This is a genomic window from Sorangium sp. So ce726 (genome assembly GCF_051521405.1).
Taxonomy (GTDB): Bacteria; Myxococcota_A; Polyangia; order Polyangiales; family Polyangiaceae; genus Sorangium.
Genome location: NZ_CP150349.1, coordinates 12,959,081 through 12,973,207, shown reverse-complemented (window position 1 = coordinate 12,973,207; position 14,127 = coordinate 12,959,081). Strand labels below are relative to the sequence as shown.

The following is a 14,127-nucleotide window of genomic DNA, read 5'->3' as shown; positions in this document are numbered from 1 at the left end:
GCGGGGCGCGTGAAGCGAGCGCCACGATCTGCCGCTGCTCAGCCCTCGCTCGCCTCTTCGTCCGGCCCGGCGATACCGTGGCGCTTCATGAGCCGGTAGAGAGCGAAGCGGTTCTTCAACCCCAGGATGCGCGCCGCGGCCGTCACGCTGCCCAGCGCCTCCACGAGCGCGGCATCGATCTCGGCGCGCCCGATCCCGCCGGGGTCGGACGGCTGGGGCGGTGGCGGAATGGACCTGGCAGGCTCCGTCCTCGGGCCGATCCGGGACTCCGTCCTGGGTTCGGCCGCCTCCGGGCGGAGCACGGCGCTGAGATCGGGCGTGTGGTCGAGGAAGTTGCCGGGGCTCGACCTGAGGGCGATCCACATGACCCGCTCCAGCTCGCGCAGGTGATGGGTGTAGGGATGACGGAGGAGCGCCTCGATGAGCGCCGGCGCGACCCGCGGCTCGGCGAGCCTGTCGCCGCGGCGCTCGAAGAAGCGATCGGTCAGGCCAGGGCTCTCTCGCGCGGCGGCGGCGAGCAGGTGCCGCAGGAGCAGCGGAATGTCCTCGCGGCGATCCGGGAGCCCGGGGACGTTCACGCTGATCATGAAACGCGCCGCGAAGTCGTGCTTCAGCGACGCGACAGATCGGTTCGTCGCTGCGATGACGCGCAGATCCGAGCGGCGCACACGCGCCTCGCCGAGCCGCTGGTACTCGCCGTCGCGATCGAGCACCCGCAAGAGGTGGGCCTGCAGGTGCGGCGGGAGCTCGCCGATCTCGTCGAGAAAGAGGGTGCCGCCGTCCGCCTCGCCGATGAGCCCGAGGCGCTCCGGGCTGCCGGCGTTGGGGTAGCCCCTGGCCGTGCCGAACAGCTCGGCGTCGACCAGCCCCTCGGGGAAGGTCGCCGCGTTGCGCGCGACGAACACGCCCGCGCGGCGGCGTGAGAGCGCGTGAATGGCGCGCGCGGCGAGCTCTTTCCCGGCGCCGCTCTCGCCGCGCACGAGCACATGGTTCCCGGACTGCGCCGCGAACGCGAGGGCGCCGCGCAGCGCCCACACGGCCGGGCTCTCTCCGACGATCCCGTGGGTGTCGACCTCGCCGAACGAGAACCGCGGCGCCTCCTTGAGCGCCTGGATCATCTCGAGACTCCACCTTCGCCGCACCACGAGCAGCACCAGGGCGTTCTGCAGCGTGAGCGTGTCGCCGGCCTTCACGAGGCCGTCAGTCGCGGGCGAGCCGTTGACGAGGAAGGGGCAGCGTCCAATCGATCGGACCGCGAGCAGCCCATCCTGGGTGGGCGAGAGCTCGAGCTGAAGGCGCGAGATCCGCGGCCCCTCCAGCGGCGGCATCGCGGCCCAGCCCATCGGGCGCTGCCGATGGAAAACCAGGCGCGGCGCGGTGTCCTGCGATTGCGGCCCGCCGCGGCCGAGGACGGATTGCCCCTCGACGGGCGCCGCCTCCCCCACGCGGTTCGGGTCGTCGCGCGACCAGGCGATGACCAGGTGGAAGAGCTCCGGGGGCGGCTCCAGATCGGTCCGGCCCCACAGGAGGCTTGGCTCGGTCAAAGTCGTGCTGGACGTCACGGAGTAAATTCCGGAACACGATTTTAACACGACTGGCGGACACCGACATCGGTAACCTTCCGGGGGCCCGGGCCAGGCCAGGCCGTACGACCCGAGCCGCCCCCTCGCGCGGCGCTGGACCGTTTTCGCACGAGAGAGCCGCGGCGCGCCGCGCCTTCACCTCACTCGCATCCAGGCCGCGCCGGCTGCGCTCTCCGCGGCGCGGGCCCGCGCCACGCACGGCAGGGCCGTCGGCTCCTCGCGGCGAGCCCCGTTCCTCTCGTGACGGAGCTTCGATATCGTCTCGTAGACCGCGCGCCGGGCGCGGTTCAGCCCTCCGAGCGGCCGGTGCGCCGGCAGGGCGTGCCAGGGCGAGAACGAGAGGTTCTCCTCGAACTCGGCCCGTCCCGGAGGATCGAGGCGCTGCGCTGGGATCACCATCGTCGCGACCTTGTAGAACGGCGACAGAGCCTCGCTCCAGCGGATCGTCGGGTCCTCGATGGGCGTCCTCGTCGGGTGGGTCTGGAGTTGCACGAGGAAGTCGAACATCCAGTCCCCGCGCTCGAGCTGCCGCGCCACCGCCTGCTTGAGCGCGTCGTCGCCCGGCTCGACCTCGACCGGGGGCGCGCCGCAGGGCCGGGGAACCACGGAGAACTTCATCGCCCGCTCCCCGAGCCGGAACGGCGTCTGACTCCAGTAGCGGGTGAGCAAGGGGCTCTTCACCGGCCTGCGCATGACGGCGAGGTAGTTCATGAGCTCGCGCAGCCGGAGCCGGGGCGGGCACCACGAGAAGAAGAACGAGAGGGGCTTGCCTGTGCTCGTGGCGGACATGAGCTCGGCGTAGTCCGCGACGTTCCGGGCGAAGAACACGTCCGTGTTCGCCATCAGGAAGTCCTGCGTCGTCGCGCTCTTCTCCTCGTCGAGGACTTTCTCCCCCTGCACGTCGAGCAGCTTGATCGCCATGCAGCGGGAGTCCCGCTTCATGTCCGACTGGACGCGCGGGGAGGTCGACGAGAAGCGGACCCATGCCGGGTAGACGCGCGGCTCCCGGAAGACGCCGTGCCGGAGCGCGCCGGGCAAGCCGTCATCGACGACGAAGTGGGCCCTCACGCAGCCGTGCGACTTCGGGTGCACGCCGCGGAGCGCCGGCGAGGCGCCCGCGGGGTACGCTCGCTCGTAACCTCTCTTGATGATCTCGGTGAGCTGTCGAATGCTGTCTTCCTCGCCGGGCGGCGGGTACTCCTCGTGGAGATCGAGCGCTGAGTTCATGACCAAGATCCTCTGTGACGTCGGGTGTGTCAGGAAGGCCTGGCGACGGCGCGCTCGCGCGCGGGGTGCGCCAGGGCGCCGCTCTCGGTCTTCACGCCGGAGGCGCTCTCCTGCCGCTTCCGGTGCTGCACCTCGTTGCGCAGCTGGATGAGCCGGGAGAACGTGGTGACCCAGAAGGGCGCGCCGAGGGAGAGCATCCCGCACGAGAAGGCGAGCCCGGTCAGCCAGAACAGCGTGTCGCGGAGAATCTCGAGCGACGTCGGCGGCGCCGCGAGGATGTCGCCGCGGTACGCGCTGAACCGCTTGACGATCCAGCTCTCCTGCCAGCCGATACCGAGGTTCGCCTCGTCGAGGAGGGTCGCCGTCTTCTGCGCCTCGAGCCCGAAATGCTCGAGCGTCGTGTCAGGAAGCTCGTCCGGCGCGCCGGCCGGGCGCTCCCCCAGGCGGGTCGCGCTGGTCATCACGGTGTCCGCCTGCGCGACGACCTGCGCCCGCGCGGCGCCGTTCTGGTGGAGCCGGGCGAGCACCTGGAAGCCGTCGAAGTTGAAGAGGACGACCAGCATCATCGAGACGAGCAGGGTCAGCTGCCGCGCGCGCTGCTTGAACGTCTGGGAAGCTGTCCCTTCGAGGGTGGGGAACCAGCGGCGCACGTAGGCGGAGAACCGTTCGATCGTCGCGTAGCGCTTCGCCGCGCCGGAGTCGCCCTGACTGCAGCTCACCCAGCGGCTGGGCAGCAGGCGTTCACGCCCGTCCCCGTCGACCGTGACCGCCGCGCCGGCGGCGATGGTGATGAGGTCGTCGGCGTCGATGTACTCGACGAGGCGCGCGAGCTGCTCGGGGTCCGAGCCATAGACGAGCTTGGCGCTACGCGCGTGCAGGACCGGATCCGCCAGCACCTCGTGCGCGAAGCGCTTCTCGCAGGCTTCGTTCCTGGAGAGAGCGTCGTGCGCCGGGCGCCCGGTCGCCGGATCGACGACATCAGGGTCCCTATGGAACGCGCGGAAGCCGTGAATCAGCGACCGCAGCATGTGGATGAGGACGAGGGAACGGTAACGTCCGACATTGATGATCACCTGCACAACCGCGCTCACGAACAGGCTCGCAGTGAGCATGATCAGGGCGAACGCCAGTGCGGTCTCCAAGAGGGGGAACATCGCTCTGCTCCTTCTGGTCCGGTCTGGTCAAAGGGTCTTGAGGTAGTCGATGAGGGCCTCGCGGTCCTCCGGCGGGAGGCCCGTGCCGTACGTGTGCCCTGCATTGCTGTTGCCCGGGATCGGCTCGTCGTTGTCGTCGACGGTGCGGTAGAGGAAGAGCGCGCGATCTCCCTCCATCGGCTCGGTCGAGCGAAAGCCGACGTTCTGCTCGTCGTAGCGCCGGTCGCCGCGGTAGAACTGCTTCGGCCGGGACTCCCGCGCTTGCTCCGGAGAGAGCTTGCCAGGCGGCGCGGGCGGCTTGAGCAGGTCGCCCAGCGTGGGGACGGAGCCGTTGTGCAGGTAGGGGGCGCGCGCCCAGACGCCGTCGAGCGGGCCGGCGAGGTACTCGCCTGCCTCCTTGACCGGGCGGAACGCGTCCTTCTCCCAGAGGAGTCGCCGCTCGCCGAACGCGTTGAGCGCGTCGGCGGCCGGCTGCATGAACGCCCTGGAGCGCTCCGGGTCGGTCCCCGGCTTGACGCGCTGCATGTAGAGGCTGCCCTCGACCTCCCGGACCGTCCGCGTCTCCGGGTCGTAGAGCCCGTGGCACTGGGCGCAGTGCTCGGTGAAGATCGCGAGGCCTCGCGCGGCCCGCCCGGGAGCAGGCCGCGTGAAGGGGTATTCCGGCACCGGGAGGCCGCGCTCGAGCCAGCGCCCGATCGCATCGATGTTGTCCTTGTTGAGCGACATCGCGATGGCGCCGACGCCGATGGCCGAGCCGCGATTGCGGGCCATGGAGCTCTTCGTATTGCCGTCGGCGTGGTGCCACGAGCGGATATCCGCGCGCTGATTCCACAGTGAGGGAAAATCGATCTGGGCTGCTGTCTTGTCGTCGGGCGAGCCCAGGACCTCGAACTTGACGGCGTTGAACGGATCGATGCGCCCCGGCCCGTTGTCGACCCGGCGGTCCATCCAGGCGGTGATCCCCGAGCTGCTCCTCTTCTTCAGCTCGACGAGGAGGATCCGGTATAGCGCCTGCTCGCGGCCGGTGAGCGGGGCGGCCCCTTCCTCGGCGAGCGCGGCGTCGATCTCCTGGATGAGCCGCTCGCCGGTCATGCGCTCGTCCTGGAAGGCGCGCACGAAGAAGCGCTTGAACCCCTGGAGGTCGGCGGTGTGGTTCGGCATGCCGTCGACGTAGACGGCCTGGCCGTTTGCGCCCAGGTACTCTCCGCGGTGGCATCCTGAGCAGTTGATGGCGACGCGCTTCAGCGCGAAGCGGGTGTGCAGCAGCGGGACGTTCAGGGTGGAGTCGGCGAGGAAGAACCCGCGGCCCACCGGGCGCGACCGATAATAGGTGGTGTCGTCGGCGCCGAAGCCGAAGCGATCGTAGCCGCGCCCCTTGAACTCGTCGTCGAAGATCTTCGGCATGACGCGGAAGATCCAGTAGGGGACTCCGCCGCCGAACTCGGTGCCCGTGGCGCCATACCGGAAGCGCCACACGATATCCTGTGGATCGAGCTCCATGCCAGGCGCGAGCTCCGCCTTGGGAATGGCTTCTTCCGAAGGGAGATGGAGATCGACCGCGATGGGGCCTGCGAGCTGCGCGGGTCGGAAGACGAGGACGGTGAGCAGCGCTGCCAATGTGGCGAGGGGGATGAAGAAGGCGGCGCGGCTCGTGCCGAGCCAGCCTGCGGCGCGCATGGTGCTCTGCCGGAGCCAGGCGCCGTGCTTGCCGGAGCCTTCGGGCGCGACGTCCAGCTCTACAGGCTGCGGGGGTGAGCTCTCGATCAGGGGGCGAGACACCTGCTCCAGCTGCCGGAGGGTCAGCGGAGACATGCTGTTCGGGACAATGCAATCGTCATCGGTGGGCATCGCGGTGCTCTCCGTGGCGGCGAGGAGCGAGCGCGGCGCCAGTCCTGCGGGACTGCGCCGGGCGGTACGCTTCGGGCAGCAGGGGGCTTGGGACAGCGGGGCGGGCCACGCTGCGGGTCAGCCTCGCCTCAAGCACGGGGTGGGCCACGGTCCTGGCGGGTTCTGATGGCCGAAATGGGGGGTTCGATGGGGAACACGGACGGTGCGAACGCACGAGCGTGCGTGCACGCACGCACGGGCACGCACGCTCCGTCCAGAGGGTCCTCAGGGTCGGCGGTGCCCCTTGAGACTATCCCCCGAGCACCTCGTCATAGAGGTCCTCGTACGCGCGCGCCATGCGGTCGATCCCGAACCGCTCCATCACCCGCTCCCGCCCGCGCAACCCCATCTCCGCGCGATCGCCCCGCGCCGCCACCGCCTCGAGCGCGGCCGCCAGGGTCTCCGGCGCTCCAGGCGGCACAAGCATCCCTGTCTCGCCATCCAGCACGATCTCCGGATTGCCCCCCACCCGCGTCGCGACGATGGACAACCCCGCCGCCGCCGCCTCGATGAGCGTCAGCGAGATCCCCTCCGTCAATGACGCGAGCACGAACACGTCAAATGCCGGCAGCAGCTCCGCCACGTCCCCGCGCGTCCCCGTGAACGTCACCGCCCCTCCGAGCCCGAGCCGCGCCGCCTGCGCCTCGAGCGCAGGCCGCCTCGGGCCGTCGCCGATCAGCGTCAGATGCGCGTCGGGCCGCGCCGCGCGGAGCCGCGCGAAGGCGTCGAGCAGCGTCGCGTGATCCTTCTCCGGCGACAGCCGCGCGACGCACCCCACGTGATAACCCGACGCCGGCACCCCGAGCCGCGCCCGCGCCGCGCCCGCGTCGCCCGGCCGGAACACGTCCGTGTCCACGCCATTCAAGATCGTCACGACCTTGGCCGGATCGATATGCTCCACCTCGAGCGCGACCGCGCGCGCGTCGTCGCTCACCGCCACCACCCGATCCGTGAGCGCCGCGGCCAGCCGGTTGACCAGCACCTTCCGCTTCTGCTTGGGGTAGTTGCGCCCGTGCTTCGTGTGGATGACGCGCGGCCCGCCGCCGCCCGGGAGCGCCGCCGCCCGCAGGAGGCCCGCCGCGAGCGCGCCATAGAGGTGCGGCCCCGGGTTGTGCGTGTGCACAAGCCCGATCCCCTCGCGCCGCAGCCACGCCGAGAGCCGCACCGGCAGCCCCGGGTCGAGGCCGGGCTTCCGCGAGAGCACCACGAGCGGCACGCCGAGCCGCGCCAGCTCCTCGGCCAGCGCGCCGGGCTCCTGGAGCGCGCACACCACCGGCGCGAACCGGTCGCGCGCCATCCTGTCGAGCAGCCGGAGCACCACCCGCTCGAGCCCACCCACGTTGAGCGCGAGCACGACGTGGGCGACCTTCGCGGGCCGGCCCGGCGCGGTGGACGGCGCCGGCCGGACCCCGGGCGCTCCGATCACGCGGCGGCCTCGCGGCCGAACTCGATCGGCACCTCGGTCATGGTGAAGCGGAACTTCCCGCCCGAGGTGACCGGGATGTCGCTGACGAGCTGCACCCGGATGTCCGCCCGCTCCCCGAGTAACCGGCGCAGATCGCGCTCGATGGCCTGCGACGTCTCCGGCCCGTACCCCTCGCCAGGGATGATCTTGATCGTGATCGCCCGCGCCTTGTCCTGGTGGACCTGATACCGCTCCACCGTCGGGTTGTCCTTGAAGAAGTAGGGGAAGAACACGGACGAGAGGAGCTGGCCGTCCGTGCCGACGATCATGTCGAGCACCCGCCCCTCGACCGAGGCGAGCAGCGGCAACCCGCGGCCGCACGAGCAGGCCTTGTCGGCCGCGACCACCACATCCTCGTTCTTGTAACGGAGCAGCGGCATCGACCGGCACACGAGGTCGCTCAGGATCACCTCGCCCGGCTCGCCGGGCCGCGCGTGCCGGCCGCCGCGCACCACCTCGAGGAAGACGTTCTCGACGTTGATGTGCTTGCCCTCGTGGCGCTCACACTCCGCGCCGATCAGCATCATCTCCCTGCACCCATAGCGGTCGTAGACCGGCGCCTGGAACGCCCGCTCGATCACCTCGCGCTGGTGAGGGAAGAGCCGCTCCGCCGTCGCGATGATCCCCTTCGGCGCGGGCAGCCGGTGCCCCGTCTCGAGCGCATAGCGCGCCGTGTAGTAGAGAGGGCTCGTGTACCCCACAACGAGGTTCGGCTGGTAGCGCCGGATCTCATCCATCACCCCCGCGAGCCGCTCCTCCGCCAGGTTCCACGCGCTGACCGTCTTCTTCCGGATCAGCGCCTCGTGGAGCGTGCGCTTCGCCTTCTTCCAGCGGGGCTCCAGGGTCGGAATCCCCCAGATGTACAGCTCCTTGTCCCCGATCCGGCCGCCAGCCCACGCGTCGGAGCGCAGGGCCGCGGCGCTTCTACACTCGTACGTCGTGTGATCGTAAAAGAAGCGCGCCGGCTCTCCGGTCGATCCGCCCGTGCCGCTCCTGAAGAGCTTGCCGCGCCACCCATCCGCGATGAGCTCGCTGCCGTGCGCGCGGAGATCGGCTTTGGTCAAAACCGGAAAGCGCGCGAGATCCTCGGGCGCGTGCACGTCCTTGACCCGCACCCCGTATTCGGCGAAGCGGCGCCGGTAGAAGGGCACGCTCTGCTCGGCAAAGCGGAGGGCCGCCAGCATCTTTCTCCAGTTGAGCTCCCTGAGCTCGCCCTCCGGACGCCACTGGGACCGCTCCAGCTCCCTCAGGTAGGCCAGCGTGGCTCTCCCTCGGAGTTTCGTCTCGTAAAACGGAAAGAGCACGTTCCGAAAGAGGGCTGAATACATAGCTGCTGAGGATTCTTTCGAACCTCGGCCACTCCGTCAAGCAGCCGCGGCCGGGGCGCCGCTTCCCTACGCACGTCCCACCCACGCCCCACCCACATGTTGCGCACGCCCCGCCACCCGCGGCCACGATTGGTTACCGCGGTGATGGCGTGAGTGAACTCCTCATGACAGCGGCTCAGCTCGACGCGCTCACCGCGGCGCGGCGCCACGCGCGCTGCGCATTGCCCTCGCCTCGCCCGCGCGCGCCGGCGCAGCCGGGCGAGCCAGCGCACATGAGAGCTTCCGTCCGCAACGCGGCCGCGACTCGGCGCCTCACTGCAGCGTCGGCTCCGCTTCTTGCTGCCAGAGCGCCGCCAGCGCGAACGTCTTGGCGTTCTCCGGCACGGCCTGGCAAAAGCTCTGCCGCCGCGCCGGGTCCTGAATCCATTGCGCCCGCGCGACGAGCCGCTGCATCGCCACCGTGATCGCCTCGCGCGCCGCCTCGTGGTGGCCGCAGGCCCGGAGCGACTCGGCGTACACGAGCCGGATCTGCGCCTCGCCCTCCTCGGTCCCGCCGACCGACACGAGCAGCCCGAGCCCGCGCCGGGCCGCCTCGAGCGCCTCCTGCGCCCGGCCCTGCTCGAGCAGCACCCGCGCGCGCACCGAGAGCGCGTGCGCCTGGAGCGTCGGCACGTGCGCCAGCATCGCCACGGCCGCGCCCGCCTCGTTGTCCGCCGCGTCGAGGTCGCCGAGCCGCGTCAGGATCGCCGCGAGGTACGCCCGCGACCGCGCCTCCTGCCGCCGGTTCGCCTGCGCCACGAAGGCGTCGATCGCCTCGGCCGTGGCCGCGCGCGCCGCGCCGAGATCGCCCTGCTGGATCCAGAGCAGGCCCTGGTTCTGCTTGGCGAACGCCGCCACGTTGTAGAGCCCGAGCCGCCCCGCCTCCGCGAGCGCGTCGCGCAGCTCGGCCTCGGCGCGGCCATAGACCCCGAGCTGCAGCAGGCAGTGCGCCGCGTTCACCCGGCTCAGGCACGCGTTCCTGAGGTCGCCGGTCTGGAGGTAGGCGGGGATGCTCTGCTCCGTGCACGCAAGCGACGCCGCAGGGTCGCCGTAGCAGAGCGCCCGCGACGCCCGGAGCGCGTGGATGCGGGCGGCCACCGCCGCGTCGTGCTCGGCGAGCGGCATCGCCACCCGCGCGAGCTCCTGCACGATCTCCTCCGCCGCGGCGTACTGGCCCCCGTGCAGGAGCGACCCGGCGATGCGCGCCAGCGCGCTCACGGAGGCGCCGGTCGCCTCCCCGACGTCGATCCACGAGCCGCGGTCCCCGCTGCCCGGGCCCGCCCCCCGGAGCTCCTCGACGAGATCCGCGAGCCGGTCGCCCATGCCGAGGCGCACGCGCATCGACGCGGTCTCCCCGGCCGCCGCGTACCAGAGCGCGCTCTTCCGGGGGAAGCCCCGCATCGCCATGACGGCGCACCGCTCGGCCTGGGAGGCCTCGCCGAGCCACTTGTGCGCCTCGGCCTGGACGAGGCGCAGCGCCGCGAAGAACTCCCCGTCCACGTCGGCGCTCGCGGCCCCCTGCTCGGCCCGCTGGATCGCGGCGCGGAAGTCGTTCGCCCCGAGCGCCTGCTCCGCCGCGCGCCGGAACCAGACGACCGCGCGCTCGGCGTCGCCGCCGCGCTCGAAGTGGTCCGCCAGGAGCGCCGCGTCGCGCTCGCCGGCCGCGTCCAGCCACTCGCCGGCGAGCAGGTGGCCGAGCGCGCGATCCTCGTCCGTGAGCGTCGCGTACGCCGCCTCGCGCACGAGCGCGTGCCGGAACGCATACTCGTGCTCGCTCCGGAACTTGCCCTCGCCCCGCCGCGCGATGAGCTCGCGATCGACCAGCACCGCGAGCCACCCGTCCACCTGGGGGGCGCGGCGCTCGCCGCCGAGCAGCGCCATCAGCCCCCCGCGCCAGAACTTCTGGCCGAACACGCTCGCGGCCCGGAGCACCCGCCGCGCCTCGCCGTCGAGCGACTCGAGGCGGGCCTGCACCATCGACAGCACCGTCTCGGGGAGCGCCTCGGTCCGGCCCGAGGCGGCGGCGCGGATGAGCTCTTCCAGGTAGAACGCGTTGCCCCCGGCCCGCTCGCACAGGCGCGCGCAGAGGTCGGGCGTCACGGCGTCGCCGAGCACCTCGCGCACGAGCCGCTCGCTCCCCCGCCGCCCGATCTCGCGCAGCCGGATCTCCTGGACGCCGCGCGAGACCCACACCTTCGGGAACACGGTCTCGACCTCCGGCCGCGCCAGCGCGAGCACCATGAGCGGCTGGTCGCGGAGCGCGAGGGCCGCGTCGATGAGCTTCACCGTGGGCACGTCGCCCCACTGGAGATCCTCGAGCACGAGGAGCACCGGCTCGGCCCGGCACTCGGCGAGCACGAAGTCCTCGAAGGCACGGCGGATCTGGTCGCCCATGAGCATCGGGTCGCTCCGCGCGGCGCGCAGCTCCACCCGGCCCTCGTCGGAGAAGCGGATCCGCGCCACCTCGCCGAGGAACTCGGTCACGCGGTCGAGGTCGGCGCCGCTCACGTACCGGCCCACGCGGGCGCGGAGGCGCTGCTCGCGGACCTCCTGCGGCTCGCCGCCCGAGAGCCCGGCCTCGCGGCGGAGCATCTGGCGCAGCATCCCGAAGGGCGAGCCGGCGCTCATCGGGTCGGCGTGGCCGAGCCAGACCTGCACCCGCTCCTTGCGCTCCTCGACGCGGCGCAAGAACTCGTAACGCAGCCGGCTCTTGCCGAGCCCGGCGGGCGCCGTGATGAGCACCGCGCGCGCGGTCGGCTCGGAGAGGCACTCGTCGAGCACCGCGTCGAGGATGGCGAGCTCGTGGTCGCGCCCCACGAACGGCGTCGTGCGCCCGAGCAGCGTCCGCGCGGCCTCGACGAGGTCGCGCTCGGCGCGGAGCACGAGGCCGGTCGCGTCGCCGCCGACCTCGAAGCGGGCGTCGAGCAGGCCGGCCATCACCTCGTCGAGGCGGATCGACCCGCCGTCGGCGCGGTCGAGCAGCCGCACGGCGCGGTCGATGGTGGGCCCCATCGGGAGCTGGTCGTCGGCGGAGCCGCGGCCGGCGACCAGGGCCATCTGCACGCCGGGCAGGAGGTCCCGCACCTCGAGCGCGCACCGCGCCGCGCGGGCGGCCTGGTCCGTGATGAGGCCGCGCCCCTCGAGCGTGATGAGCAGGAGCCCGTCCGCGAGCGTCTGCAATGCCCCCCCGAAGCGCGACGCCACGCGCTTCACCTCGTCCTCCGGGACGGTGCGCGCGAGGGGCATCGTCATCGGGAGCGTCATCGGCATGGTGGGCCCCTGCCACGAGGGGACCTCCGGCGCGCCCATGCGCGCGAGCATCAGGCAGAGCGTGCGCCGCTCGCCGGTCGTGAGCGCGCTCGCGCGCCGGCTCGCGGGCGCGGGGGGGGTGCTCTTGATCTCGCCGACGCGGAGCAGCTCGAGGGCCACGGCGGCGCCGTTCGCGGGCCGGTCCGCCGGGGGCTTGGCGAGCATGCGCGCCACGGCGATATCGACGTTCTCGGGGACGTCGGCGCGCAGGTCGCGGAGGCGCGGCGCCTCGTCGAGCACGACGCGGAGGAGGGCGGTGTGGATGTCGTCGCCGACGAACGGCGGGCGCCCGGTGAGGCAATGGAACAGGACGCAGCCGAGCGCGAACACGTCGGCCTGGGTGCCGACGTCGCGCTCGCCGCGCGCCTGCTCCGGCGCCATGTAGAACGGCGTGCCCATGACGACGCCGGTCATCGTGAGGGGCGCGAGCGACGTGAGGCGGGCGATGCCGAAGTCGAGGAGCTTGACCTGCTCGACCGCCTTGTCGACGAGGTACAGGTTGCTCGGCTTGAGGTCGCGGTGGACGACGTTGTGGCGATGCGCCTCGGCGAGCGCCTCGGCGACCCGGAGGCCGAGCGTGACGCTCTCGGCGATGGTGAGCCCGCGCCGGCGCAGCCGGTCGCCGAGGCTCTCGCCCTCCAGCCACTCGAGCGCGAGCCAGGGCTCGCCGCTCTCGGTGGCGCCCTGCGCGATGTACCGGACGATGCCGGGGTGCCGCAGCTCGGCGAGCACCTGCGCCTCGCGCGCGAAGCGCTCGCCGTGCTCGAGGCCGCGTCCCGACATGACCTTGAGCGCCGCCGTCTCGCCCGTGTGCCGGTCGAGGGCGCGGTAGACGGAGCCCATCCCGCCCGACCCGGCGAGGCGCTCGATCAAGAAGCGGTCGGCGACGATGTCCCCGGGTTTCATCGGGACGGCGAGTATCACACGGAGCCCCATGGGAGAGGCCAGATCCCGGCAACTCCCGGCGACGAACCCGCGGCAGGGCGCCGGCGAGCTGGCTCACTCCCTACGGCCAAGGTGTGATAGGGTGCGCGCTATGTCTGCGATAGTTCTGCCCTCCGTCGAGCTGCTTTCACCGTACGAGACGGGGAAGCCGCTCGATGAGCTCGCGCGCGAGCTCGGCGTGACGGACGCCGTGAAGCTCGCCTCGAACGAGAACCCGCTCGGCCCGAGCCCGCGCGCCCTCGAGGCGGCGCGCCAGGCGCTCGCGAACGTGCACCTCTACCCGGACGGGGCGGCCTACCGGCTGCGCGAGCGGCTCGCGGCGGTCCACGGCGTCACGATGGAGGAGATCGTCCAGGGAAACGGCTCGAACGAGCTCCTCGACCTGATCGTGCACACGTTCGCGACGCCCGGGTCACACATCGTGTTCGCCGACCCGGCCTTCGTCGTCTACAAGCTCGCCGCGCTCGCCTACGGCATCCCGTTCACGGCCGTACCGCTGCGCGAGCTGCGGCATGACCTCGAGGCCATGGCCGCGGCCGTCACGCCGAAGACGCGGCTCCTGTTCATCGCGAACCCGAACAACCCGACGGGCACGCACGTGGGCCGCGCCGCGGTCGAGCGCCTGCTCAGGGAGCTCCCGCCCGAGGTCATCGTGGTCATGGACGAGGCGTACATCGAGTACACGGACGCGCCGGACTTCCCGGACTCCATGCGCCTCCGCGGGCTCCGCGAGCGGCTGCTCGTGCTCCGCACCTTCTCGAAGATCTACGGCCTGGCGGGCTTCCGCGTCGGCTACGCCGTGGGCCCGGCCAAGCTCATCGATTACATCAACCGGGTGCGCGCGCCGTTCAACGTGAGCGCGCTGGCGCAGGTGGCCGCCCTCGCGGCGCTCGACGACGCCGAGCACATCGAGAAGAGCCGCGCGCTGAATATCCGCGAGCGCGACCGGCTCACGCGCGAGCTCACGCGGCGCGGGCTGTCGGTGGCGCCGAGCCAGGCGAACTTCGTGCTCGTGGACGTCGGGCGGCCGGCGCGCCCGGTATACGACGCCTTGCTCCGGAAGGGTGTCATCGTGCGGCCCTTCGGCAACCTGCCGACCAGCCTGCGAGTCACCATCGGCACCGAGCGCGAGAACCAGCGATTCCTCGACAGCCTGTCCGAAGTCCTGGCCTGACCCGGCGAGCGGCGCG

Annotated in this window: 8 protein-coding genes; 1 reads left to right on the top strand and 7 read right to left on the bottom strand. The window is 71.9% G+C overall.

The genetic code is table 11. The features are described from left to right. Nucleotides 1-38: 38 nt before the first annotated feature. The 7 genes from WME79_RS48370 to WME79_RS48340 form a co-directional block, all read right to left on the bottom strand. Nucleotides 39-1,562: a sigma 54-interacting transcriptional regulator gene (locus tag WME79_RS48370; RefSeq protein ID WP_437529645.1), complete on the bottom strand. Its 1,524-nt coding sequence runs from the start codon at nt 1,560-1,562 to the stop codon at nt 39-41. 156 nt (nt 1,563-1,718) lie between these two features. Further along, the gene (locus tag WME79_RS48365) at nt 1,719-2,810 is read right to left on the bottom strand and encodes a catalase family protein (RefSeq protein ID WP_437529643.1); all 1,092 of its coding nucleotides are present in this window, start codon (nt 2,808-2,810) and stop codon (nt 1,719-1,721) included. Nucleotides 2,811-2,839: 29 nt separating this feature from the next. After that, the gene (locus tag WME79_RS48360) at nt 2,840-3,964 is read right to left on the bottom strand and encodes a hypothetical protein (protein WP_437529641.1); all 1,125 of its coding nucleotides are present in this window, start codon (nt 3,962-3,964) and stop codon (nt 2,840-2,842) included. Nucleotides 3,965-3,991: 27 nt separating this feature from the next. Continuing rightward, nucleotides 3,992-5,812 carry a hypothetical protein gene (locus WME79_RS48355; RefSeq protein WP_437529638.1) on the bottom strand — a complete coding sequence of 607 codons (1,821 nt, stop codon included), beginning with the start codon at nt 5,810-5,812 and terminating at the stop codon, nt 3,992-3,994. A 289-nt stretch (nt 5,813-6,101) separates the two neighbouring features. Then, nucleotides 6,102-7,277: a glycosyltransferase family 4 protein gene (locus tag WME79_RS48350; RefSeq protein WP_437529635.1), complete on the bottom strand. Its 1,176-nt coding sequence runs from the start codon at nt 7,275-7,277 to the stop codon at nt 6,102-6,104. Continuing rightward, entirely contained in the window at nt 7,274-8,644 is a 1,371-nt protein-coding gene (locus tag WME79_RS48345) for a phenylacetate--CoA ligase family protein (protein WP_437529632.1), read from the bottom strand. Before WME79_RS48345 ends, WME79_RS48350 begins: the two co-directional genes overlap by 4 nt. Before the next feature lie 312 nt (nt 8,645-8,956). Then, nucleotides 8,957-12,898: a serine/threonine-protein kinase gene (locus tag WME79_RS48340; RefSeq protein ID WP_437529629.1), complete on the bottom strand. Its 3,942-nt coding sequence runs from the start codon at nt 12,896-12,898 to the stop codon at nt 8,957-8,959. A gap of 130 nt (nt 12,899-13,028) precedes the next feature. On the opposite strand from WME79_RS48340, the gene hisC reads away from it, so the two are divergent. Continuing rightward, nucleotides 13,029-14,111, top strand: coding sequence for a histidinol-phosphate transaminase (hisC, locus tag WME79_RS48335; protein ID WP_437529626.1), 1,083 nt, complete (start codon nt 13,029-13,031; stop codon nt 14,109-14,111). Nucleotides 14,112-14,127 lie beyond the last annotated feature (16 nt).

Coding starts and splice junctions, on each gene's coding strand:
- hisC (WP_437529626.1), top strand. CDS start 13,029: ATGTCTGCGATAGTTCTGCCCTCCGTCGAGCTGCTTTCACCGTACGAG.
- WME79_RS48355 (WP_437529638.1), bottom strand. CDS start 5,812: ATGCCCACCGATGACGATTGCATTGTCCCGAACAGCATGTCTCCGCTG.
- WME79_RS48365 (WP_437529643.1), bottom strand. CDS start 2,810: ATGAACTCAGCGCTCGATCTCCACGAGGAGTACCCGCCGCCCGGCGAG.
- WME79_RS48360 (WP_437529641.1), bottom strand. CDS start 3,964: ATGTTCCCCCTCTTGGAGACCGCACTGGCGTTCGCCCTGATCATGCTC.
- WME79_RS48345 (WP_437529632.1), bottom strand. CDS start 8,644: ATGTATTCAGCCCTCTTTCGGAACGTGCTCTTTCCGTTTTACGAGACG.
- WME79_RS48340 (WP_437529629.1), bottom strand. CDS start 12,898: ATGAAACCCGGGGACATCGTCGCCGACCGCTTCTTGATCGAGCGCCTC.